Source organism: Vibrio sp. 1-Bac 57 (assembly GCF_037546855.1).
Taxonomy (GTDB): domain Bacteria; phylum Pseudomonadota; class Gammaproteobacteria; order Enterobacterales; family Psychromonadaceae; genus Psychromonas.
This window is the reverse complement of sequence record NZ_JALAAC010000004.1, coordinates 82,831-105,735: the sequence shown is the minus strand read 5'-3', so window position 1 is coordinate 105,735 and position 22,905 is coordinate 82,831. Positions and strand designations below refer to the sequence as shown.

Below are 22,905 nucleotides of genomic sequence, written 5' to 3'. Positions count from 1 at the left end.
AACCTAATGTTCGGTGACGTAAGTGAATTGATATTAATGGGCACTCTTTGAGGATTGAAATGGATAGTAATACGTTTATACCACAAGCATTTATCGACAAAATGAGCACCATTTTACCTTCTCATTTAAATGTTGAGGATTTAGTGTCCAGTTGCCGCCGCCCTTTACGACGAGCGATCCGCATTAACACGATTAAGATTAGTGTTGATGATTTTTTGGTCATTGCTGAAAATAAAAATTGGCAATTAACACCTATCCCTTGGTGTAAAACTGGATTTTGGATAGAACTTGATGAGCAACAATGCCCTTTAGGTAATAGTGCTGAGCATTTGGCAGGTCTATTCTATGTGCAAGAAGCAAGTTCAATGATGCCGGTGTCAGCACTTACCCACCATTTTCAAGGTTCAGCAAAATCTACTTTATTAGATGCAGCCGCCGCACCTGGATCCAAAACAACACAATTAGCAGCCTCAATGAATAATCAGGGCTTGATCATTGCTAATGAATACTCATCAAGCAGGATCAAGATGTTGCACGCAAATATACAGCGTTGTGGTATTAAAAATGTTGCTTTGACACACTTTGATGCAAGCGTATTTGGACAATGGTTACCTAACACTTTTGACGCTATTTTATTAGATGCCCCTTGCTCCGGTGAAGGTACTATACGAAAAGATAAACAAGCAATGAAAAACTGGAATCAAGGTGCGATTGAAAGCATTTCAGGGACCCAGAAAACACTCATTGAAAGTGCATTTCAGGCGCTTAAGCCCGGTGGAGTAATGGTCTATTCAACCTGTACTTTAAGCCTAGAAGAAAACCAAGAGGTTTGTTTGTACCTGCAAGAAACCTACCCTGAACAAGTTGAATTCTTATCATTAATAGATTTATTTAAAGGTGCGGATAAAACAGTAACAGAGCAAGGTTTTTTACATATATGGCCGCAAGTTTATGATACGGAGGGTTTCTTTGTCGCAAGCATTAAAAAAACGGGCAATGTTGAATCACCTCAAGCGCATAAACGTTTAGGTAAGTTTCCTTTTCAGCCTGCAGCTGTAGTAACTAAAGAAAAATTGTTTAACTATTTTCAGGAACAATTTGGTATCACTGAAATAGAAGGTGTTTTATACCAACGAGATGATGAATTTTGGTTATTTCCAGAAAACATAGTTCCTTTGATAAATGAGTTACGTTTTTCTAGATTAGGAATAAAAATTGCTGAGCAATTTGGCAAGGGACGAAAATCAGGCTTCAAATGTACTCATGAATTCGCCACCTGTTATGGCCAACAAACAACGTCATCGGTTAGCCTCTTACCGCATCAAGCACGGGAATACTTTCAAGGTAGAGATATCCATGATATCGATACTAAAAATAGCAAAGGTGAAGTATTATTGAATTATCAAGGCTATATTATTGGCTTGGGTAAATCACTCGATAATCGCATTAAAAATAGTTTACCAAGAGATCTGATCATAGATAAAAATCTATTTGAAGAATAACCCAAGCTAGGCGAGCAAAAGATTAGCTGGTTTTATAAGCCAGGTAATCTTTTACTGATAGCAGTGTTCGTATACAAAAAACGCTAACTATTAACGGCAAGCAATAGCGGTAAGTACTAGCGATAACTAATAGTCGACAATCAGTGTGAAATTTAATAGGCGTTTTTATTCACAAAACCTTTGAAAATCGTTATAAAAATAATTTTTATATCAAAGCTAATAGACCAAGTTCTAATATATTCTAAATCGAACTCAACGCGCTTTTCCATTTTATCTAATGTATCCGTTTCACCACGCCATCCATTAATTTGCGCCCAACCCGTTATACCTGGTTTGACGATATGACGTAACATATAAAAATCAACTAACTTTCTATATTCTTCATTATGAGCAACGGCATGCGGACGAGGTCCAACTAATGACATACTACCGGATAGCACATTAATAAACTGTGGTAATTCATCCAGCGATGTTCTACGTAAAAAATGCCCTAACTTGGTGACACGAGGATCCCCTTTTACCGCTTGTTGCACAAAAGAACCGTTATCCATCGAGTTCATAGAACGAAACTTCCATACATTAATGGGGCGACCGTCTAAACCGTAACGCATTTGCTTGAAAAAAACCGGTCCTGGGGAATCTTTTTTGATAAGCAGCGCAATGATTAACATCGGTATCGCAATCACAGATAAAATCAATGCTGCTCCGACCACATCTTCAATACGTTTAATTAAACTTGCAGGCCCTGTCATTGGTGACTCATAGACACTGATGGTTTGAATCGAACCGACATTAGATAAGCGCGAATTAATTAAATTAAAAGTGAAAAAGTCAGGCACTAAAAATACATCAACAGTCGTATCACCTAATGACCGAAGCAACTCCTCAATGCGTTTTTGAGCGGCCAGAGGCAGAGCAATATAAATCACATCAATCTCTCCGGCCTGCGCTGATGCTAATCCTTGGCTTATATTACCTAATAAACAGTCATTGTGCTTGGTGGGAGAACGATGGTCGGCTCGGTCATCATAAAAACCCTGCAAAGTGAACCCTGTTTCAGGTTTATTAATTAGCTCATCAGCTAATAATTCCCCAGAAGATGTTAAACCAAAAATAGCGACTTTCTTAGTGTAAAAACCGGCTCGTCTTCGTTTGAATAAAAACACGTAAAAAAGAATTCGCCAACCCGCAAGAGCAAAACAGTTGATGATGATCCAAGTGGCAATAATAACTCGGGAGATATCCACACTGGTTTTACTAAAGAATAGAAAGATAACAACGCTAAAAACACCTGCTACCCAGGATAAAAAAGTATAACTGGTGATACGAGAGAACTCCCCCACTCGCCAGCTACGATAGAGCATTTGGCTTTCAGCAGAAAATGCAAAACCAAGTGAGGCGATTAAGCCAACCACCAAATAAGTATCTGTTAATTGTTCATCTTTAAAGTGAACAATTAAGAACAGGGTTAATTGGATAATGACAAAATCAATGCAACGGTATAATGCTGAATAGGCGTGCGCACTATTATCTTTAACATTGTGTTGAACAGGCATTTACTTCCCTTTAAAAAACATTTCTCGATAAGTTGAAGCAATAAAAGTAGTTATATATAGGTATTATTTCAACTTACAAACCGTTTTAATGCACAAATTAAATAATACCGCGTGTATCTATCACCACTTTTGTTGCGAACTGAGTGCGATCTGTTGCTTTAAATTGTTTATGGTCCACTAAAACGACGACAACATTTGCTTTGTCTAAAGCATCGCTCAAGGAAGAAAGTGTCACACCAGATTCTGACAAAGAAGCGGGAAGTTGCTTGATATTAGGCTCAACAGCAATAATATCACCTAACCCTTTAGCAACGAGGTCCTTAACAATTTCTAACGCAGGACTTTCTCGCAGGTCATCAATATCTGCTTTAAAAGCTAATCCTAAACAAGCAATAACAGGGCGTTTGAATTCATCTGCTGCTTTACATATCTGATCCACAACATAATGTGGCTTAGCGTCATTAGTTAAACGTGCTTGCTTAATTATTTTTGCTTCTTCAGGGCAGCTATCAACAATAAACCAAGGATCGACAGCAATACAATGCCCACCAACACCCGGTCCAGGATTAAGAATATTCACTCGCGGGTGGCGGTTAGCTAGCTTCACCAGCTCCCATACATTGATTTTTAACTTATCACAAATAACAGAAAGCTCATTAGCAAAGGCAATATTGACATCGCGGAATGAATTCTCAGTCAGTTTTGCCATTTCAGCTGTACGTGCATTAGTAACGATGCATTCACCACGCACAAATGTTTCATACAATTGTGTCGCTAATTGGCTACATGCGTCAGACATTCCACCAATCACGCGGTCGTTTGAAACAAGTTCAGTTAATACATGTCCAGGTAGAACACGTTCAGGGCAATGCGCGACTTTTATATCAGCTGCATCACCTTTATCTTGAGGGAAAGTTAAGTCAGGTCGAGCCAGCTTTAACCAACCCGCTAACTTTTCAGTGGTCCCAACAGGAGAAGTTGATTCTAAAATAACTAAATTACCCTTAGTGAGCACCGGAGCAATCATATTTGCAGCGGCTTCAATATAAGATAAGTCAGGAGAGTGAGATGACGAAGCGTCTTCTTTGAAAGGGGTTGGCACAGCGACCATAAACACATCTGCAGGTTCAGCAGTTGTTGTTGCTCGAAGCTTGCCAGTGGTGACAACACTTCGAACGACTATGTCTAAATCAGGCTCTACGATATGTATTTGACCTGCATTAATGGTATTAACCGCATCGGCATTAACATCAACTCCTATTACGTCGAAACCACGAGAGGCAATCACAGCAGCAGTAGGTAATCCAATATAACCTAGACCAATAACAGATACAGTTTTGAATGGCATATTTTATTTAATCCTTTAATAATTCTTTAACAATACGAGCACATGCAAAACCATCACCATAAGGGTTATGCGATTTAGCCATTGTTTGGTATTTTTCATTATCCGTTAATAACAAAATGGTTTCTGAAGTAATACGTTGAACGTCCGTGCCGACTAATTTTACCGTGCCAGCTTCAATAGCTTCAGGTCTTTCGGTGGTATCTCGCATCACTAAAACCGGTTTACCTAAAGACGGAGCTTCTTCCTGTACACCACCGGAATCGGTAATGATAAGGTAACAGCGGTTCATAAGATAAACGAAAGGTAAATAATCTTGAGGTTCAATTAAAAATACATTATTTAATGTACTCAATAGACGATTAACCGGCTCTCTTACATTAGGATTCATATGCATTGGGTAAACAATCTGCACATCGGGTTGTGCTTTCGCAATATTCGCTAGTGCTTCACAAATACGTTCAAATCCACCACCAAAACTTTCTCGACGATGTCCCGTCACCAAGATCATTCTTTTATTACTATCCAAAAAGGGAAATTGCTCAGCCAAAGAAGTCTGTAAGCCAGTATCCAATTCTAATTTTTGTTTAACCCATAACAAGGCATCAATAACAGTATTACCCGTCACAACAACATGTTCCTTGGGGACGTGTTCTCTAAGTAAGTTGGATTTTGATAAGTCGGTGGGGGCGAAATGATAGCGGGTTAACACTCCAGTCAATCTTCGATTTGCTTCTTCAGGCCAAGGAGAATATAAATCACCGGTACGTAACCCTGCTTCTACGTGACCAATATCAATTTGCTTATAAAAAGCAGCTAATGAGGCAGAGAAAGTGGTCGTTGTATCGCCATGAACAAGTACAACATCAGGTTTGAAGTCATCCAGTACCTGCTTGAGACCATTCAATATATTTTCGGTTACATCGAATAAATCTTGCCCGGGCTTCATAATATTTAAATCATAATCGGGGCTAATGTTAAACAACTGCAAGACTTGGTCAAGCATTTCCCTATGCTGCGCGGTAACACAGACTTTACTATCAATTCCGGGCTGTGCCGCAAGCTCATGAACCAAAGGCGCCATTTTTATTGCTTCGGGGCGTGTACCGAAGACTGTTAACACTTTTTTCATTCCAGAGCCTTACAAGTTATTCAATGCTTAATATACATAAGTCAGTAATTTAACTCTTTGATCTTAATTCAACTTTAAAACAGTTAAAAGCCAAAGTATCAACTTACTCTCACATATTCTGACTAACGAGTGTAGGTTACGTAGTTTTATTATATATAAAAAACATTAATGTTTGAATTTATCAATTATGACAGTTTTATTAATTAAAAATCAACTTATCACGTTGAAGATAAGCGTAATTTCTATTGTTATTACATAATAGCTAGTTTAAGGCAAAGATCATTGACAATATGACTGCGATAACAATTAAATGAAGTTTAAATAATAACGAGGCAAATAAAAAGTCATAAAATAAAAACAGATAACCAAGAAGTTAATAGAATAAAGATGAGTTAGTTAATAAAGAAATCATAACATCAATAAAGATTGCACTGTCGAACCATAAAGCAACGAAAAATTAATTATAAGCAGCTGTTTTAATTAATCATAAAAACAAAAAACTCAATTATGACACAAAATAATAATAACAAAGGAGCATTCCGATATTTTTTCTTTTTGAACGTTTGATAAACATTTTATCATTGAACAATAATATCACTATAAAAAGCGTTTCAAGCTAAAATGCTATCCACTTACGTAAATCACTATTTTTATTAATAAGTAATAAGCTATCAAAATATACTACCCCAATTATTTATGAGGTCTTAAAATAACATTATTCATTGTTAAAACAGTCCTTAAATTCAAGTGATAACGCTCAAAAACTCACAAAATAAATCGGTAGTATTATCTTAATTATATAAACAAATAAGCTTTTGAAATTTATTGTCATCATTTAACTGTAACTCAAAATATCCGCGCACACCTAGCTGAGTAAAAAAAGGGACAAAACGCATCGCAGGTAATTGCAACATTGCACCTTGTTCGCTACGTACTTTCACTACAGTATTAGGAACTCGATATAATTTTTCAAATTCTTGGTAACTGATGCTTATTCTAAAATGGTACCGTTTCATTAGGACTCCTAGTAATGGTAAAGTGGGTATAACGTCCTAATGACGCATAAGGTTCGCGTTGACAATACTTCATTTCCATTGCCAATAACTGTTCAAAATTATGTTCAGAAAAATCTGCAGATTTCATATAATCATGTAAAACGCGAACGCCGGTTTTTTTAATGACAGACATGTTTGCTTGTTTAAGCCAATCAAGTACATCGGCTTCAAATAAAGGATTGATCGGTGATAAGCGCACTACCTTTTTTCGTGGCATGCCTAACTCAACAAAACTCAAATTACCCGAGATTAAATTAAAGAAACGCTGCGCTTCTTTGTTATAAAACATCAAGGATACTAAGCCATCGTCATTTAGCCAGTTTAATAAACTATGTAAGGTCAATTCAGGTTCAGCTAACCACTCTAATACTGCATGATTTAGGATCAAATCAAACTGTCCCTCGACATGTTCATTTAAAGCTTGAATCGCACAATGTAATACGGTTACATTATTTTTATAGGCTTTATCCGCTAATTGTTGTTTAGCAATAGTAAGTAACTCACCAGAAATATCACACAACACCACTTGATGACCTAAAGCGGCTAGCTTTTGACTGAAATAACCAAAACCGCCACCTGCATCTAAAATGCGTAATTTTGGTTTATTTAATCGCTTTATGCACGTTAATAACTCTCGCCAAACAACCTCTTTACGGATTGCACCTTTATCGCTTCCATAAATATTATTAATAAATTTCTGTGCTATAGGGTCAAAATTATGATCAATCACTAAACTATATTCTCATTTTTATTGGTTTTTTGTTAAAGGAAAGGAGATTCTTAAAGTTGCCTTTATTTAGCCAAATTAACGTAACTTATTTGAATTAACAGCATTTTCCATAAAAATTGCACTTATTACTTATTACTTATTACTTATCATGCAAACATAAAAAGCAGGCATAAAAAAATGGCCATAAAAAAATAGGCAGCTGTATTATCAATACAACTGCCTCTTATCATAAATTAATGTTATTTTTTAGATTTCATCTGCTCAATGAACCAAGTAATAATACGATCATACAACTTATCACCTAAAAAATCATCTTCGACTTGATGGTCGATACTAGGGTTATCATTTACTTCAACAACGTACACATTACCTTGTTCATCTTCTTTTAAATCAACGCCATACAATCCGAGTCCAACGCCATTAGCAGCGGCTATTGCAACCTTTTTAACTTTTTCTGGTACATCTTCAAAAGGTAAAGTAACAGAGTCGCCACTAAATTGGTCGCTGTCTTTATCTTTTTCATGATTATATATCTGCCAATGATTTTCACTCATAAAGTACTTACAAGCAAACAAACCTTGGCCACCTAATACACCTACTCGCCAATCGTATTTTGTATATAGGAATTTTTGTACCAGGATCAAGTCACTTTTTTTCAGCATCTGTTCCAGCACAACTTTCAATTCATCAACATCATCGACTTTTTTTACGCCTATACTAAAAGATCCATCAGGGATCTTCACCACCAGCGGAAAACCAAATTCTTTAATGAGTGCATTTAATACTGATGCTTTAGCACTTGAGACAAATCGTCCTGGAATACCTGGCAGTTTTAAACGGTCTAATAAATTAGACATAAAAATTTTATTTGTACATTTTAAAATTGAGTTGGGATCATCCAGTACAACAATCCCTTCTGAGGCAGCCACTTTTGAAAACTTATAAGTATGGTTACTAATCGAGGTTGTTTCTCGGATAAATAATCCATCAAATTCATTTATTTTAGAAAAGTCCTTTTTGGTAATTAACTCTGAATAGACAGCGTGTCTTTCACAGGACTCCATAAACTTTTCAATAGCTATTTTGTCACTAGGTGGCAGTTTTTCTTCAGGATTAACTAAAATAGCCAGGTCATAAAGGTACGCTTTTTGTTTTTTTGGTGTACGCCATATTCTATTGCTGTACTTTTCTAAAGCACTAGCAAAAAAGTCTTGCTCAAGGTCAGAAAGTTCTTTGATATTAACTGGCACAACAGAATCAATCTGCCAGATAGTACTTTGTATTAATGTCACCTCTAAAATCGGACATGGATAATACTCAAAAATTTCACGAGCAAGCTTATCGAAGCCTTTTATTTGTGACTTACTGAAATAAACTTTAAAGCTTAATTTCTTAATGCCACCTTCTACCTTAAGAAATTTACTACTTATATTGGTAGTGATCTGTTGTAACGCATCGAGATCATTAATGTATAAACTCTTTTTACTGAGATCATTAATTGTTTTTAAATTGGGTAATACCTTATGGTTTCTCGCTTCCGCTAAAAGGCTACAATAGTACCCATGAGACAAATACTTATACTTTCTTGATAAGTTTAAAACCCTAAGATTTTTAGCATTTTGGTATTGTTGATCAAATAAGTAACTATCAGTTGTCACCACTTGTTCAGTAGGGAAAAACGGTTGCCAATCTTCTATTTTATCAACGACTACAATAAAGTTATCCACAAAAGTTCCTCTTCTATATAATTGAGCCGATTCTGAACCTAAAGGATTAATAAGGAAAGTTAAATATGCAGTATCGTAAGGCCAAAATAGAAGATATTAAACGCTTACTAGACATCGAAAATTTAAATTTTAATTATGATCAGCTTAGCCGTAGAAATTTTCATTATTTTATACAACAGGGACACTGTGACCTTATTATGCAGCTAAAAAATAATATAATAAGCGCATACGGATTATTGCTTTATCGTAAAGGAAGCCTCAAGGCTCGTTTATATTCACTAGCAGTTCACCCTGACTTTCACGGCCAAGGCTGTGGTGAAAAACTGATGCGCCAGCTAGAGCAAGTTGCACTGCAGCACCAGCGCCATTTGATTAGCTTAGAAGTGAAGGTAAGTAATAGTAATGCGATTAGGTTATATCAGAAAATAGGTTATGTGCAGTTTACTATCAAACTAGCTTATTACGCTGATGGTCAAGATGCATTGTGTTTTGAAAAGAAATTATAAGATTCAATAAAGGTCAAACATGTTATTTATATTAAAAAAATGGATAGGGGGATTATTAATGCCACTACCCTTCTCTTTATCACTATTATTAGTCAGTTTATTATTACTTTTTTTTAGTCGACGTCAGCTATTAGCTAAAGTCCTCGCGTTATTTAGTTTTATCATTCTCTTTGTGTTCAGCTTATTGCCAAGTGCTTATCACTTAGCAAAACCTTTAGAGCGCCAATATCCTCCGCTGCTGGTTGCAGAGCAATCTTTGGATTATATTTTAGTACTCGGTTCATCGGGTATAAATGATAAAAACTTACCGATCACAGGACAACTTTCCGCAACGGCATTAAGTCGTTTTAGTGAAGCATTACGACTTTACTATGCGAACCCAAATGCCATTATTGTCGTTTCGGGCTCTGGCTTTGGAGATACACAGAGTCATGCACAATTGTTACAAACACTGGCTTTAACATTTGCAATACCTGAACAAAGAATCATACGATTAGATAGCAGTAAGGACACACATCAAGAAGCGCAACAAATGTCTACGCTGATACAAGGTAAAAAAGCAGCGCTAGTAACCTCTGCAACACATATGCCCAGAGCCATGGCTTTATTCAGCCATTATAATCAATATCCAATAGCCGCACCGGCGATGTATCTTGCTAAAGAAAACTCACATAGTCTACCCGCTTATAATTATATTCCATCGGCTTATCAGTTATACAAATCACAAGTAGCTTTACATGAGTATCTCGGTCTTTTACAACAATGGTCTATTAGGAAAATAGCTGATTAAAATAGCTAACACTACAAAAGTAGAGCATAAATAAATAAGACATAGTAACTAATGAATGAAAGGTAAAAGTTTAAGACTATGGTTAGAAGGCATATTTGTAAGGTATGGTTATGAGGTATGGTTATGAGGTATAGCTATATACAAAAGAGCCTGCAGGAGCAGGCTTTATTTGAATATGATGCAGGTATTGAGCTGCTATTTAGACTGGTAATATATATCAGCAACATAAGTAGCAATATAGACAATAAGATAAGCAAACATATTTATCGACTCAATAAAGCAGTAAGTAATTAACTCACTTACACCAGTTGTGATGGTCTTTTAATTACAGCCTGGCCCACAACAACATGCTCACCGTTAAAGGTCATGGTTGGTGAACCGTATAACTCATAACCTTCACTTAATACTTTAGTGATCCGACTGCAAAACTCAGCATCATCTTTACCTGTGATCAGTTTATAACTATCAATTGAATTTGGCATATTAATATCCTTTAATCGCGCTTATGAAGTAATTTCAGCATACGATGAATCAGTGTAAAGGCCTATTATTTATAGACAAAATTGTGAATAAACAGTGTGGATGGCTAAAAATACGGCACTTAATTGGCCGTATTTAATACATTCACCATCTAATCAAATTATTTCAAAACAAAGAATAATACAGCGCAGTTTAGATAACGTTTTATATGACATTGTAAAAAGTTAAGGACGATACACTTTCACATTATTGAAACCAGCTTCTTTCAAATACAAAGCCTGTAATTGACTCATCACACCACGGTCACAATACAGTAAATAGGTTTTATCTTGAGCAAGTGTTTCAAATTGGCTACCTAGTTTAAAGAAAGGAAGATGTTGTACTTCAACCCCATCTAACTGTAATGGTTTGTCTTCTTGTTCATCCGCAGATCGAATATCTAACACAATATCATTAGTAGAGAAACCTGATACCGATTCGACTTCAGTAACTTGTTCTTTTGCTGCCGTTGCAATGTCTTTAATATCGAGAGTCTGTGCTTCAGCGACAACTTTATCAATTAATGACATATCAAAGTTAGCTTCTTCATTCTCAATCTTACTCATTACCGCTTTAACTGTTGGGCGCTGAGAGATAACACCACAGTACTCAGGAATCGTTTCAGAAATTTCTGCAGTACCAATTTCACGTGCACAATCAATGATCTCTTGTTTATCGGTTGCAACTAGTGGACGTAAGATCAGCATATCGGTCACTTGGTCAATCACTGATAAATTACGTAGTGTTTGACTAGAAACCTGACCTAATGCTTCACCTGTTACCAATCCTTCAATTGCTAAATTATCAGCCACTTTACGTGCAGCACGCATCATCATACGTTTCAGTACAACACCCATTTGGCCGTTATCCACTTTTTCTAGGATTTCAGCAACAACAGGCTCAAAAGGTACAGAAACAAATTTCACACGATGAGAAGCACCAAAACGCTCCCATAAATGATAAGCGACTTGCTTCACACCAATTTCATGAGCTGCACCGCCTAAATTAAAGAAACAGTAATGTACACGAGAGCCACGTTTCAATAATTTGTAACTAGATACGCCAGAATCAAATCCACCGGAAATAAGCGACAACACTGATTCTTGCGTTCCTAGTGGGAAACCACCTAAACCTTGATGGCGTTGGTCAACCATAAATAATTTATCTTGATTGATTTCGATATTAACCGTCACATCTGGATTTTTTAATTTAACAGCAAGTGCTTCAGTATGTTGATTTAAACCACCACCGACATAACGTTCAACTTCATTTGATCCAAAGTCATGGGTACCAATACGTTTTGCACGAACACAGAAGGTTTTACCCGCAAGACTATCGCCAAAACACGCTTTTGTTTGCTCGTATATGTCATGAATATCAGTATAAGTAGATTCAGTCACTTCCAAGAAAAACGCAATACCTGGCGTACTTTTTAAGTAGTGAATGACCTTTGCTTTATTATCAGGATCGTCATTTTCACTACGAACGATAATTTTATCCCATTCGAGTATCACTTTAATATCTTCATCATGACGAGTCAGTACGTTACGGATATTGCCCTGTAACATTTTGCTGAAGCGCTTACGCACAGGTTTACTTTTCATCATAATTTCAGGAAAAAGCTTAACGATAAATTTCATGGGTACCACTCTTGGATTCAGGACAGTGTTAATTTTAAAGAAGTGCGGATTATACGCTGTCCATCTTAGTGTGCAATGTTTATACCTATGTAATACCCATTCCACTAAATAGCGGCACAATCTTGTTGCTTAAGTTGCTTCTTTTATATTGAAAGGCTGCAAAAGGAATCAACTATTTAATGCTATTTCGGCCTTTAATTAATGGATCCCTTACCCAATATTTAATTACAGACTTATTAGAGTAGCTATTACTTCAAAAATGTTATCAGTGGTGCCTGCAAGTATATTGGGTTAGCCCGCACTACTCACCTTTTAAGGTGGTTAAGTTTACTTCACAACTGCCTTTGTCAGCGGCAATATAAAATACATTGTCGGTAAGGGTAATACTAAAGTCCATAGTACGTTCAACCAGAGAAGCAAAGCTTTGAATTTGTTCAAAGTCAAATTGATAGACTTGCGCATTGATCTTGCTGAAATCTTTCAGCGATTGCTTCCACCACACATTAGATTTAGTGTTAAAAGTATAAATCTTTACGCTTTTAGCCTGACGACAGGCTTTTTTAATACGTTCAAAACCTGGTTCACCCACATCGACCCATAACAAAAATTCATCACTATAATTTTTAGCCCAAATATCTGGGTCATCGGCCTCACTTAAGCCTTTAGTAAAACTTAAAAACTCTTGGTTATTAAGCACAAATGCAAGAATACGTGTCACCATGCGTTCCGTTGTTTCCGATGGGTGTTGTGCAATAGTTAACGGAATAGTTTCATAAACATCTTGATCTAAATTAGACACATTAATGTTCATTTTAAAAATAGTTGGCTTTAATGCCATGGTCTTTCTCCAAAAAAAAACCACGTTATAAAACGTGGTTTAAAATTATTTAATCACTTGTGAAAATGATTATACAGGCATTTTCGCCAATTCTTCACATACCATATCACCAAACTCAGCAGTACTAACTAAGTTTGCTTCACCTGGCTTAGATAGGTCTGAAGTTGAGTAACCATTTTCAAATACGCTTTGCATCGCATTCCAAAGGTTTTTAGCTTCTTTTTCCATACCAAAGCTCATCTCTAACATTAACGCCACAGAACCGATCATTGAGTATGGATTTGCAATACCTTTACCAGCGATATCTGGCGCAGAACCATGTGATGGTTCGTAGTAAGATTTTTCAGGACCTTTACAAGCAGAAGGCATTAGGCCTAAAGAACCTAAAATACCACCACCTTGGTCACTTAAAATATCACCAAACATGTTTTCCATTACCATTACGTCAAACATAGTTGGTTTTAAACATAAGTATGTCGCTGCAGCATCAACTAAAATGTTGATAACTTCCACTTCAGGGAAATTTTTGCTTTCTTCTTCTACGATTTCATTCCATAGAACACTTGATTTTAGAACGTTTGATTTATGGATATTGTGCATCACTTTTTTACGTTTCATTGAAACTTCAAAACCAACACGAACGATTTGACGGATTTGATCTTCATCGTATTCTAATACTTCACGCACATAACGACGGCCTTGTGCATCAATACCTGTTTCTTTTTCGCCAAAGTACAAACCACCTACTAGCTCACGAATTAACATGATGTCGATGCCTTCACCAACAACAGAGGCTTTAAGCGGAGAGAAGTGAGCCAGCCCTTTTGGTAAATAAACAGGACGGAAGTTAGCATAGGTATTGTAACGACGACGTAACGGCAATAAAGCACCACGTTCAGGTTGTTCGTCTACAGGAATCTTTTTAGAGTCTTCGTGATTTAAACCGATGGTTCCTTTTAGAATTGCATCAGCTTTGTCACAAGCTGCTTTAGTTTCTTCAGGGAATGCTTTACCAGTAGCAAAATAAGCAGCGGCACCAAATAATACGTCGTTTAATTCAAAGTTAACATCTGCATTACGCTGTTCAACTAACTTCAAAACTTTTACTGCTTCTTTCATTACTTCAGGACCGATACCGTCACCTGCTAGTAAAGCAATGTTATATGTTGTCATTTTTTTTCCCTAAATGAATTATCGAATTGTATTTATACTCGTCAGTCTTTAACCTTCATGCCTAGAATCTTTTCAACTCTCAGCTTGCTGGTTTTTAGATATTGAATAATAACGGGTAAGCATGCTTGGCATAATAAAGTAAAAGCACACTAAGTTTCAATTTTTGAAACACTTTTTTCGCATATTTAAGCAAAATAAGTGAATATTAAACAGGATTATCAATATCTATAAAGATCACATCAAGATCCATTTCTGCAGCTAACCATTCACCTAAAGCTTTTACTCCATATCGTTCAGTTGCATGATGCCCCGCCGCAAAGTAATGAATACCCATTTCTTTAGCAATATGCGTAGTACGTTCAGATATCTCACCGCTAATAAATGCATCAATCCCTTGTTCTGCAGCAATAGTAATGTAATCCTGTCCACCACCTGTGCACCAAGCAATAGTTTTAATCTCAGGTTTACCACCATCTATCCATAAGGGTGCTCGTTGTAACTGTTGGGTAATAGATTCAACCAGTGCTTGTGGCGTAATCGCATTTTCAAATTTTCCGACTCGACCTACACTGCGTTTATCCCAAGGTTCAAGTGGTCGCCTATCAATAATATTGAGTAGTTCGGCCAATTGTTTATTGTTGCCTAATTCAGGGTGCACATCTAAGGGTAAATGGTAGGCATAAAGATTAATACCATTTTCTATCAGCGCTTTAATACGATTATATTTCATGCCAACAATTTGTTGTGCTTCACCCTTCCAGAAAAAACCGTGATGCACTAAAATCGCATCCGCATTATGCACAATAGCCGCATCAATTAACGCCTGATTCGCAGTAACGCCAGTCACCACTTTTTTGACTTGCTCACGCCCCTCTATTTGTAGGCCATTAGGACAATAATCTTTAAATTGATGTATTTCTAAAAACTGATCCAGCTTATTAGCAAGTTTACGGTTATTCATAGTATTCACTTTTATTGATGTATGTAATATGGCGCTTTATGCACTTATGATCTGAATCCAAGTTATAAAATAATTGGACTTAATAAAATAAACCAACATTGGTTACTTAACCTTTATTTTTGGTAGTCAGATGGTTGCTGATAATCAAATGGATGTTCATAAGCAAATGTTCTGCATAATGAAAGTAAAGATCACTTTGATTCAAACGCGCCAATGTCCGGCGCTAGGCCATTATAAGCGAGAGAAATTAAGTCGCCTTTTTTCCAAGTTATTTTTTTATCTAGGTATATCTTATTAGACAGCCTATCAATTTTTACAATCGTTGCAACTTGTGGCTTTTTAGTGTTGATTGAAGCTGAGCGAACCATAATTTGATCCCCTATTTCATTGGCAATCCCTACTCCGTCGTAAAAGAACTGACTATCTTGTACTTGAAAACTATCACCTTCGCCCGTCGTGCTTATGATTTTACTTAGATGCAGGCCAGTATCAACCATTGGACTGTCCGTAGATAACCTATAATCATGCTGGTTTTGATTAACAAACAAGGGATCTCTGGCTAAGGTATCCTTGAAGCGAACCGGTATAAAGCTGCCTTCAAAGTCATACACACTCATCTCACGTGGATTTGCCCACAAACCAATCACTTTATCACTGAGGTCACTACCGATATTGTTATTAACAAACCATTCATCCCCCTCTTTTTGCCGAAACAGTACTTGTTTTGCATTATTATCACTGCACTGGCTTGCACCTAGCCCTTGATTATTCCAAAGAATATTATTCATAAACTGATTATCTGTAAATTTTTCTATTTCACTGCCAATGGCAATACCAACACACCAGTTATCATGAAAAGTATTGTGATAAATGCGATTGCTATAGTTATAGGTTGCTTCTGGTCGATAGCTAGCAAGGCTGAATCCTACATTGGTATGATAAAAAGTATTAAAACGGATCAAACCATGTTGACCAGCATATTGGATCCCGTTACCTCCACTTGCAGAATAATAACGTACGGCATCTTTAAACACATTATGCTCAATAAGGTTATATTGGCTTGCATCTAAGACTGCACTTTGCTGCTTAAAGCGTCCATTACCATGCCAATTCATGGTGCCCTGTTCGCAATCGAATACCGCACCTAATTTTTGCTTTTTATTACTGAATACATTATCTCGAATAACATTGAAACTACCGCATTTAATATTCCAAACATCATGGCCAGCTAGATTCATTGTATTGCCTTGTACACGGTTATAATTTGCATGCACTAGTGATAATAGATCCGTGCCTTTTTGAAACAGGTTATTGATGATTTGATTGTGGTGACTAAAAGCGACATACAGACCGCCGCGTTTGCTAGCACTTCGACCATCATTATAAATACTTGAACCAGTGAACTTGTTATTAGAGAAAATATTATGATGCGCATTTAAAAAACGACCAAAACCAATACTTTTATCGACGCTAATTCCGTTCACTACAATGTATGACACTTCATCTAACCATATCGCACCATACTCTTCCCCATGATCAATAGAATTAACATTGTACAGTGTCACTTTTTCATTTTTGTAGGCACTAAACCCGATATAAGCCTTTGCATTCCCGGATTTAGTGACATGTAAAGCTTGTTTAAAACGTCCTTCACGTAACAGAAATAGATCCCCTGCTTTCGCTATTTTATTAGCCGTTGATAAATTGCTAACAGCTAACCAATGTCCTTGCTCGCATTTACGAGTAGTTGGTTGATAATCGTCACAGCTTGATTTCAATGTAGGATCAATAAACACATACCTTGTAAAGGCAGGCAGGTTAAATTGTTTTAATAGTGCATTAAAGTTGGGATCAGGCAAAGATTGAGCTTGAATAGACGTCGTTAATAAGCCGCTAATGAGAATCACCGAGCAATAAAATATTCGCAACATAAACTCTTCCTTTTACAGCATTCAGTATCAATAAAAAGCAATACAGCGTTCAATACAAATATATAATCTGGTTATATGAATTGGTTTGTATTAGTAATGGTAGCAGTTTTAGCTGTAGCGCTATCTTATAGCAAAACATGAAGACTATAAATCAAGTGATTTTACAAACAATATCGATTAAAAAATCATGTAGAGTCAATATTTTGAACCAATGCATCTTTTAATAAAACATTAGTTCAGAGGTATTGGTTCAAAATATAAAGTCTAAAAAGGCATTAATTAACGAGCCTGCAATTTAATACATCATGAATTCAATTTTGAATCTAAGATAGCTTAAATCTGCATGATAAAGTTCACCTAACAACATTATTGCTCAACAAGTAACGTTATCGGTCAACAAATAACGTTACTATTTAACAAATATAGTTTTAACAAATATAGTTGTCTGGGATAATAAAGGAAAATTGACTGCCTTCCCCAACATGACTTTCAATATGTAACTTGCTGTCATAGTGAGATAATGCATGTTTTACGATCGACAAACCTAAACCAGAGCCACCAGTATCTCGGGATCTAGAAGCATCTACTCGATAAAAACGCTCGGTTAAATGTAAAATATGTTCAGGAGCAATACCATCACCAGTGTCCATCACGCAGAAATAAGCTCCTTCCTGTACTCGCTTCCAGATCACTTTAATAGTGCCATGCTCAGGCGTATAATTAATGGCGTTATACACTAAGTTAGCTATCGCGCTACGTACTTGCATTTCATCGCCAACCACCGACAATTTAGGATCAACTTTAAAAGTGACAGTTTGCGATTTTTTACGCCCCAATGTAACGGCTTCATTTTCAACTTGTGTTAATAAAGCAGACATATTAATACTTTCATGGAAATCTAAGGTCGCCGCACCCTCTATCTTTGATAACGTCATCAATTGTTCAACTAATGCACACATACGTGCAGTTTGCTGATCCAGTACTTGAATAGTTTTTAATTGCATTTTGTCATCTTGCGCGCTCATCGCTAGCATTTCAATATAGCCTTGCAAGACGGTAAGTGGAGTGCGAAGTTCGTGGGAAACGTTAGCGACAAAATGACGTCTATTTTCATCCATTTGACGATAACTAGTGACATCACGCACAATCAATAAGCGCTGATTTTTGGCATAGGGCATGATCCTAAATTCTAATACTTTTTCATTATTAATCGGGGAAACTAAATCCAGTGGCTCGTTATAGGCATCACTGCGTAAATATTCTACAAAATCAGGGTGACGAATTAAGTTGGTAATATTCTCTCCCGCATCATCGGGCCACTTAAAGCCTAGTTGAAATTGGGCAAGTCGATTACACCACACGATTTCACCGTCTTTTTTAAATACCACCACCGCATCAGGTAATGCTTCAGAACCTTCACGGAAACGACTAATTACACTGGCTAAATTATTGCGGCGTTTACGGTGGCGCTGCTGCATATTATGAATACCAATGTAAGCATGTTCCCACACCGACTTACCGGGTGGTAAACGTGTACTTTTGCTGATCCATAACCAATCATTTAACTTTTTTAAAAAATAATAATGCCAGGCAATATGTAACACTGTGGTCACTAATAAAAATTCCAGTAAAAACCCTGTTAATAGTCCCAAGATTAAAACCGGAAAATAAACTAAGCACATTGCCCAGAATAGCTGCTTCCATGTATATACTTTCAAATGCGTCACTCTATATAAGGTGGTGGCTCACTTGTTAAGTGACTCCGTAATAAATGAATTGTCTTTTTTAGATAATACTACTTTTAGATAATGGTATTTTTAGGCAACCGTTTTACAGGCTAACATCTATCCTTTATGAGCGAGTAGAAAAGCGATACCCTGCTCCACGGACTGTTTGAACTAGATGATCATGATCTGACAACGCTTTACGTAAACGACGAATATGTACATCAACGGTGCGATCTTCAACATAAACATTGGTCCCCCACACATTATTTAATAATTGCTCGCGACTATAAACACGTTCCGGATGTGTCATAAAGAAATGCAATAATTTAAATTCTGTTGGTCCCATATCTAATGGTGCATCACTTAATGTTGCACGATGCGATATAGGGTCTAACTTAAGTTTACCAACTTTAAGTGTATCATCGAGTGAAGTAGGGTTAACACGTCGCATCACAGTCTTAAGACGAGCCATCAGTTCTTTTGGGGAAAAAGGCTTAGTAACATAATCATCGGCACCATTTTCTAAGCCACGCACTTTATCTTCTTCTTCACCACGAGCAGTTAACATCACCACGGGAATTTGACGCAGGATCTCATCTTGCTTTAAAAATTTTAGTAATTGAATACCACTACCGCCAGGGAACATCCAATCTAATAAGATCAGATCAGGATATGGTTCATGGAGATGGTCAAGTGCCGCTTGGTAATTGTCCGCTTCAAGTGTTTCATAACCGTGTTGTTCTAATACAAAGCTCAACATATCTCTGATCGCGACCTCATCTTCAACCACTAAAATTCGACTTGCCATTAGGTTTACCTATTTATTGTCTGTGCTAAATGATGTCATTATCACTAGATATTATGACATTTATATGACAATCACACATAAAGTGTCATAAAGCATCAAATTGATATTTAAACGAATAGCTTACAATAATAAACATTGCATTAGATAGGAGGCTTCAGTCACTTGCAGAAAAAATATTGAATTTGGAGCCTAAGTTAGTACCAGTAAATTATTTGAATAAGCAATTAATTATAAAAGACGCATTAATTTTACCAAGCTGCAAAAGATGGCATGTGGCGAATTCAACATTGAAGTGCATAACGCTTAATTTTCATTACTTAGATTGCTTTTTTCATTAATTCTACTTTATATTCAGTATCATCAATAGCAGGATTAACTGTTGCTAAATCAAGCCTCGATTGATGGCTAAAGTAATTTTCTTGAAATTGCAAAAATGGCATGGGTTTAGAGAACAAATAACCTTGACCAAATTGACAACCAGCTTCAAGTAGATACTGTTTTTGTTGTTCGTTTTCAATACCTTCAGCAACAACTTGAATATTTAACTGCTGAGCTAACATGATCATCACTTTACATAAATCACGACTATTACTTTCTGTTTCTAAATCATCCACAAATGACTTATCAATTTTCAAAATATCAACATCCATCTTCTGTAAATAAGACAGAGAAGAGTAACCCACACCGAAGTCGTCTATTGCAATAGAAACACCTTGGTCCCTTAGTAAAGTAAGTTGATAACGAATATTTTCTTCGCTTTCCATTAATAAGTTTTCAGTAATTTCAACAATGATAGCGTCATGACTTAAGCCTAGGTCAGCGACATATTCGAACCAATTTTTCATCCATTGTCCGTCACCTTTAAACTGTAAAGGAGAAACATTAATGCTGATCTGAAACTCAGTATCTACATTAAGTTTTTTAAATTCAGCAAGATCACGTGCTGCCGTTCTGGCCACCCACTCGCCAATATCTGTAATTAAACCAACCTCTTCTGCAACGGGAATAAACTCAAATGGCGAGACTAAACCTCGAAGAGGATGATGCCAACGAATCAATGCTTCGGCTTTACAGATCTTATTAGTGGATAAATCTACAATAGGTTGGTAGTAAAGTTCGAATTCATTGTTTTTAAGACTATGACGTAGGGTTTCCACCAACTCTCTTTTTTTGACCACATCATCGAGCATGCTCGCATTAAAAAAGTGATGACAATTTCGTCCCGCCGCCTTTGACTTATACATTGCTAGATCTGCACATTTAACGATATTCTCAACCGTATCACCGTGCTCAGGAAAAACAGCAATACCAATACTCGTGGTGACATAAACATGCTTACCTTTGATCACAAAACCTTTTGATAAATGATTATGAATATCGATAGAAATGGACTCTACATCAGACAAACTTATGATATTTTCCACTAGGATAATAAATTCATCTCCCCCTAATCGTGCGAGTATTTCAGTGCCTAAGACACTTGCAATAGATTTACTCACAGCAATCAATAATAAATCACCGTAATCGTGACCTAATGTGTCATTTATTTCTTTAAAACCATCGAGATCTAATGCTAATACGGCGAATTTTTTATCTTTTTTATGTTCAATCAAGTCAGCGAGTTTATTTAGTATATAACGTCGATTAGGCAGGCCAGAGAGAGGGTCACTGAAAGCCTGAGTGGTTAATTGGGTATTTGCCACTTTTAAAGCCGTTGTCCGTTGCTGAACAGTTTCTTCCAGAGAGTGATCGCGTTGTTCAATGGTTTCTAACATCAAATTAAAACAAGAAGCTAAATTACCTACTTCATCAGTCGATAACACCTGTGAGCGTAAACTATAATTACTGGTTTTAGTCACCCTGTCTGCCACGGCAGCAAGCTGAATAAGTGGATAAATCAGGCTTTTACGTAAAAATAACGACAAAATAAAGCTTAGCACTAAAATGAGCACTAAAATAACCAATAAAAAAGTACTAAAAAATAATAAGCTCGCTTCAATTAGCGAGTAATCGGCCTTTATCGTCAATACACCATAGTCAATACCCTGCATCTGCAGTGTTGTTTTAACCACCATTAAATCCGTGAATATTTGTTTTGTATTGTCCTTTTCTGCAACAACAGCAACAAAAACATTCCCTTTCATATCTTCTACTTGGGCACTAACAATATTACTTTGCCCCTGAAGAGATTTAATTTGTTCTGTCGCACTTGCTTGATCTTCAAAAATCAAAGCTGCGGTGAGATTTGGTGCCAGTATATTAGCGATTGAATTAAGCCTAGATTGTTCCGCTTTGGTCACTGCATTGAGTTCATAGATAGTAAACATAGCGGCAATTGAAATAGTGCTAAAAAAAGCGACCAACATCAGCATCGCAAGTAGTTTCGCTTTCAATGATCTAAACAATATGCGTTTTAACGGCATTATAATGGACCTTTATAGATTCGACCTAAGCGAAGTACTTTAGAACTCATATTAATACCTGCTTGTTTTAATTTATTGGGATTGATTTCGAAACGGACTTTACCGCCAACGATAAAAAAATTGATATGACCACCAGATAAAATAAAATTATTAAATTCGCCCACTAACATGGTATTGGGAATAAGATCCTTGATAATAATATCATTCCATTTAGCGATATCATTTTTTGAGATGAATAAGGTATGACAGCCCTTGATGTCTTCAATATCAGACCTTAAAAAACGAACCTCAACAGGAACTTGCCTCACGCTTAAATCTTTAAGTGTAAGTTTAGCCGCTTCTACAAAGTCAGAACTAAAACTACAAAGGTTATAACTTTTCGCTGTCGTTTCATGAAACCATTCACCTTGAGAGTACCGAGCGAAATTATAAATAAAACCGGATTTAATTGCATCTTCACGTGTTGTTGCAAAAGCAGATGTTGATAGCATAAGCATCAAGGTTAATAATGTTAAAGCAAACTGTTTAGTGAGTCTCAACAT

19 protein-coding genes are annotated in these 22,905 nt (G+C 36.5%); 3 read left to right on the top strand and 16 right to left on the bottom strand.

Annotation, left to right across the window (positions count from 1 at the left end; all coding sequences use genetic code 11):
- Nucleotides 1–59: 59 nt before the first annotated feature.
- Complete coding sequence (gene rsmF / locus MT391_RS04040; protein ID WP_499496999.1) at nucleotides 60–1,502, top strand: 16S rRNA (cytosine(1407)-C(5))-methyltransferase RsmF; 1,443 nt, start codon at nucleotides 60–62, stop codon at nucleotides 1,500–1,502.
- 152 nt (nucleotides 1,503–1,654) lie between these two features.
- On the opposite strand, the gene MT391_RS04035 is transcribed toward rsmF, so the two are convergent.
- The 6 genes from MT391_RS04035 to MT391_RS04010 form a co-directional block, all read right to left on the bottom strand.
- Entirely contained in the window at nucleotides 1,655–3,058 is a 1,404-nt protein-coding gene (locus MT391_RS04035) for an undecaprenyl-phosphate glucose phosphotransferase (RefSeq protein WP_499496998.1), read from the bottom strand.
- 97 nt (nucleotides 3,059–3,155) lie between these two features.
- Nucleotides 3,156–4,406, bottom strand: coding sequence for a UDP-N-acetyl-D-mannosamine dehydrogenase (wecC, locus tag MT391_RS04030; protein ID WP_499496997.1), 1,251 nt, complete (start codon nucleotides 4,404–4,406; stop codon nucleotides 3,156–3,158).
- Nucleotides 4,407–4,413: 7 nt separating this feature from the next.
- Complete coding sequence (wecB, locus tag MT391_RS04025; protein ID WP_499496996.1) at nucleotides 4,414–5,535, bottom strand: non-hydrolyzing UDP-N-acetylglucosamine 2-epimerase; 1,122 nt, start codon at nucleotides 5,533–5,535, stop codon at nucleotides 4,414–4,416.
- 791 nt (nucleotides 5,536–6,326) lie between these two features.
- Complete coding sequence (locus tag MT391_RS04020) at nucleotides 6,327–6,551, bottom strand: DUF2835 domain-containing protein (protein ID WP_166370227.1); 225 nt, start codon at nucleotides 6,549–6,551, stop codon at nucleotides 6,327–6,329.
- The gene (locus MT391_RS04015; RefSeq protein WP_499496995.1) at nucleotides 6,532–7,320 is read right to left on the bottom strand and encodes a methyltransferase; all 789 of its coding nucleotides are present in this window, start codon (nucleotides 7,318–7,320) and stop codon (nucleotides 6,532–6,534) included. The genes MT391_RS04020 and MT391_RS04015 overlap by 20 nt, the downstream gene beginning before the upstream one ends.
- 239 nt (nucleotides 7,321–7,559) lie before the next feature.
- Entirely contained in the window at nucleotides 7,560–9,047 is a 1,488-nt protein-coding gene (locus MT391_RS04010) for a RimK family ATP-grasp domain-containing protein (protein WP_499496994.1), read from the bottom strand.
- Between the two features lie 65 nt (nucleotides 9,048–9,112).
- On the opposite strand from MT391_RS04010, the gene MT391_RS04005 reads away from it, so the two are divergent.
- The gene (locus MT391_RS04005) at nucleotides 9,113–9,553 is read left to right on the top strand and encodes a GNAT family N-acetyltransferase (RefSeq protein WP_499496993.1); all 441 of its coding nucleotides are present in this window, start codon (nucleotides 9,113–9,115) and stop codon (nucleotides 9,551–9,553) included.
- Nucleotides 9,554–9,572: 19 nt separating this feature from the next.
- Nucleotides 9,573–10,343, top strand: a complete 771-nt coding sequence (locus MT391_RS04000) for an ElyC/SanA/YdcF family protein (RefSeq protein ID WP_166370235.1) — start codon at nucleotides 9,573–9,575, stop codon at nucleotides 10,341–10,343.
- Between the two features lie 299 nt (nucleotides 10,344–10,642).
- On the opposite strand, the gene MT391_RS03995 is transcribed toward MT391_RS04000, so the two are convergent.
- From MT391_RS03995 to MT391_RS03950, 10 genes are all read right to left on the bottom strand, one after another.
- Entirely contained in the window at nucleotides 10,643–10,825 is a 183-nt protein-coding gene (locus MT391_RS03995) for a DUF1737 domain-containing protein (RefSeq protein WP_028867664.1), read from the bottom strand.
- Nucleotides 10,826–11,047: 222 nt separating this feature from the next.
- Nucleotides 11,048–12,502 (bottom strand): tRNA uracil 4-sulfurtransferase ThiI, encoded by a 1,455-nt coding sequence (gene thiI, locus MT391_RS03990; RefSeq protein ID WP_166370237.1) that lies wholly within the window; start codon nucleotides 12,500–12,502, stop codon nucleotides 11,048–11,050.
- 301 nt (nucleotides 12,503–12,803) lie between these two features.
- Complete coding sequence (locus tag MT391_RS03985; RefSeq protein ID WP_166370240.1) at nucleotides 12,804–13,340, bottom strand: YaeQ family protein; 537 nt, start codon at nucleotides 13,338–13,340, stop codon at nucleotides 12,804–12,806.
- Between the two features lie 69 nt (nucleotides 13,341–13,409).
- The gene (gene leuB, locus MT391_RS03980; protein WP_166370242.1) at nucleotides 13,410–14,513 is read right to left on the bottom strand and encodes a 3-isopropylmalate dehydrogenase; all 1,104 of its coding nucleotides are present in this window, start codon (nucleotides 14,511–14,513) and stop codon (nucleotides 13,410–13,412) included.
- A 205-nt stretch (nucleotides 14,514–14,718) separates the two neighbouring features.
- Nucleotides 14,719–15,474 (bottom strand): Nif3-like dinuclear metal center hexameric protein, encoded by a 756-nt coding sequence (locus tag MT391_RS03975; protein WP_499496992.1) that lies wholly within the window; start codon nucleotides 15,472–15,474, stop codon nucleotides 14,719–14,721.
- A gap of 191 nt (nucleotides 15,475–15,665) precedes the next feature.
- Nucleotides 15,666–17,405: a NosD domain-containing protein gene (locus MT391_RS03970; protein ID WP_499496991.1), complete on the bottom strand. Its 1,740-nt coding sequence runs from the start codon at nucleotides 17,403–17,405 to the stop codon at nucleotides 15,666–15,668.
- A gap of 428 nt (nucleotides 17,406–17,833) precedes the next feature.
- A complete protein-coding gene (gene phoR / locus MT391_RS03965) occupies nucleotides 17,834–19,123 on the bottom strand; it encodes a phosphate regulon sensor histidine kinase PhoR (protein WP_166370248.1) in 1,290 nt (429 codons plus the stop codon).
- Nucleotides 19,124–19,256: 133 nt separating this feature from the next.
- The gene (gene phoB, locus MT391_RS03960) at nucleotides 19,257–19,940 is read right to left on the bottom strand and encodes a phosphate regulon transcriptional regulator PhoB (RefSeq protein WP_166370250.1); all 684 of its coding nucleotides are present in this window, start codon (nucleotides 19,938–19,940) and stop codon (nucleotides 19,257–19,259) included.
- Between the two features lie 317 nt (nucleotides 19,941–20,257).
- Nucleotides 20,258–22,363, bottom strand: coding sequence for a bifunctional diguanylate cyclase/phosphodiesterase (locus MT391_RS03955; RefSeq protein ID WP_499496990.1), 2,106 nt, complete (start codon nucleotides 22,361–22,363; stop codon nucleotides 20,258–20,260).
- Complete coding sequence (locus tag MT391_RS03950) at nucleotides 22,363–22,905, bottom strand: YfiR family protein (RefSeq protein WP_499496989.1); 543 nt, start codon at nucleotides 22,903–22,905, stop codon at nucleotides 22,363–22,365. The genes MT391_RS03955 and MT391_RS03950 overlap by 1 nt, the downstream gene beginning before the upstream one ends.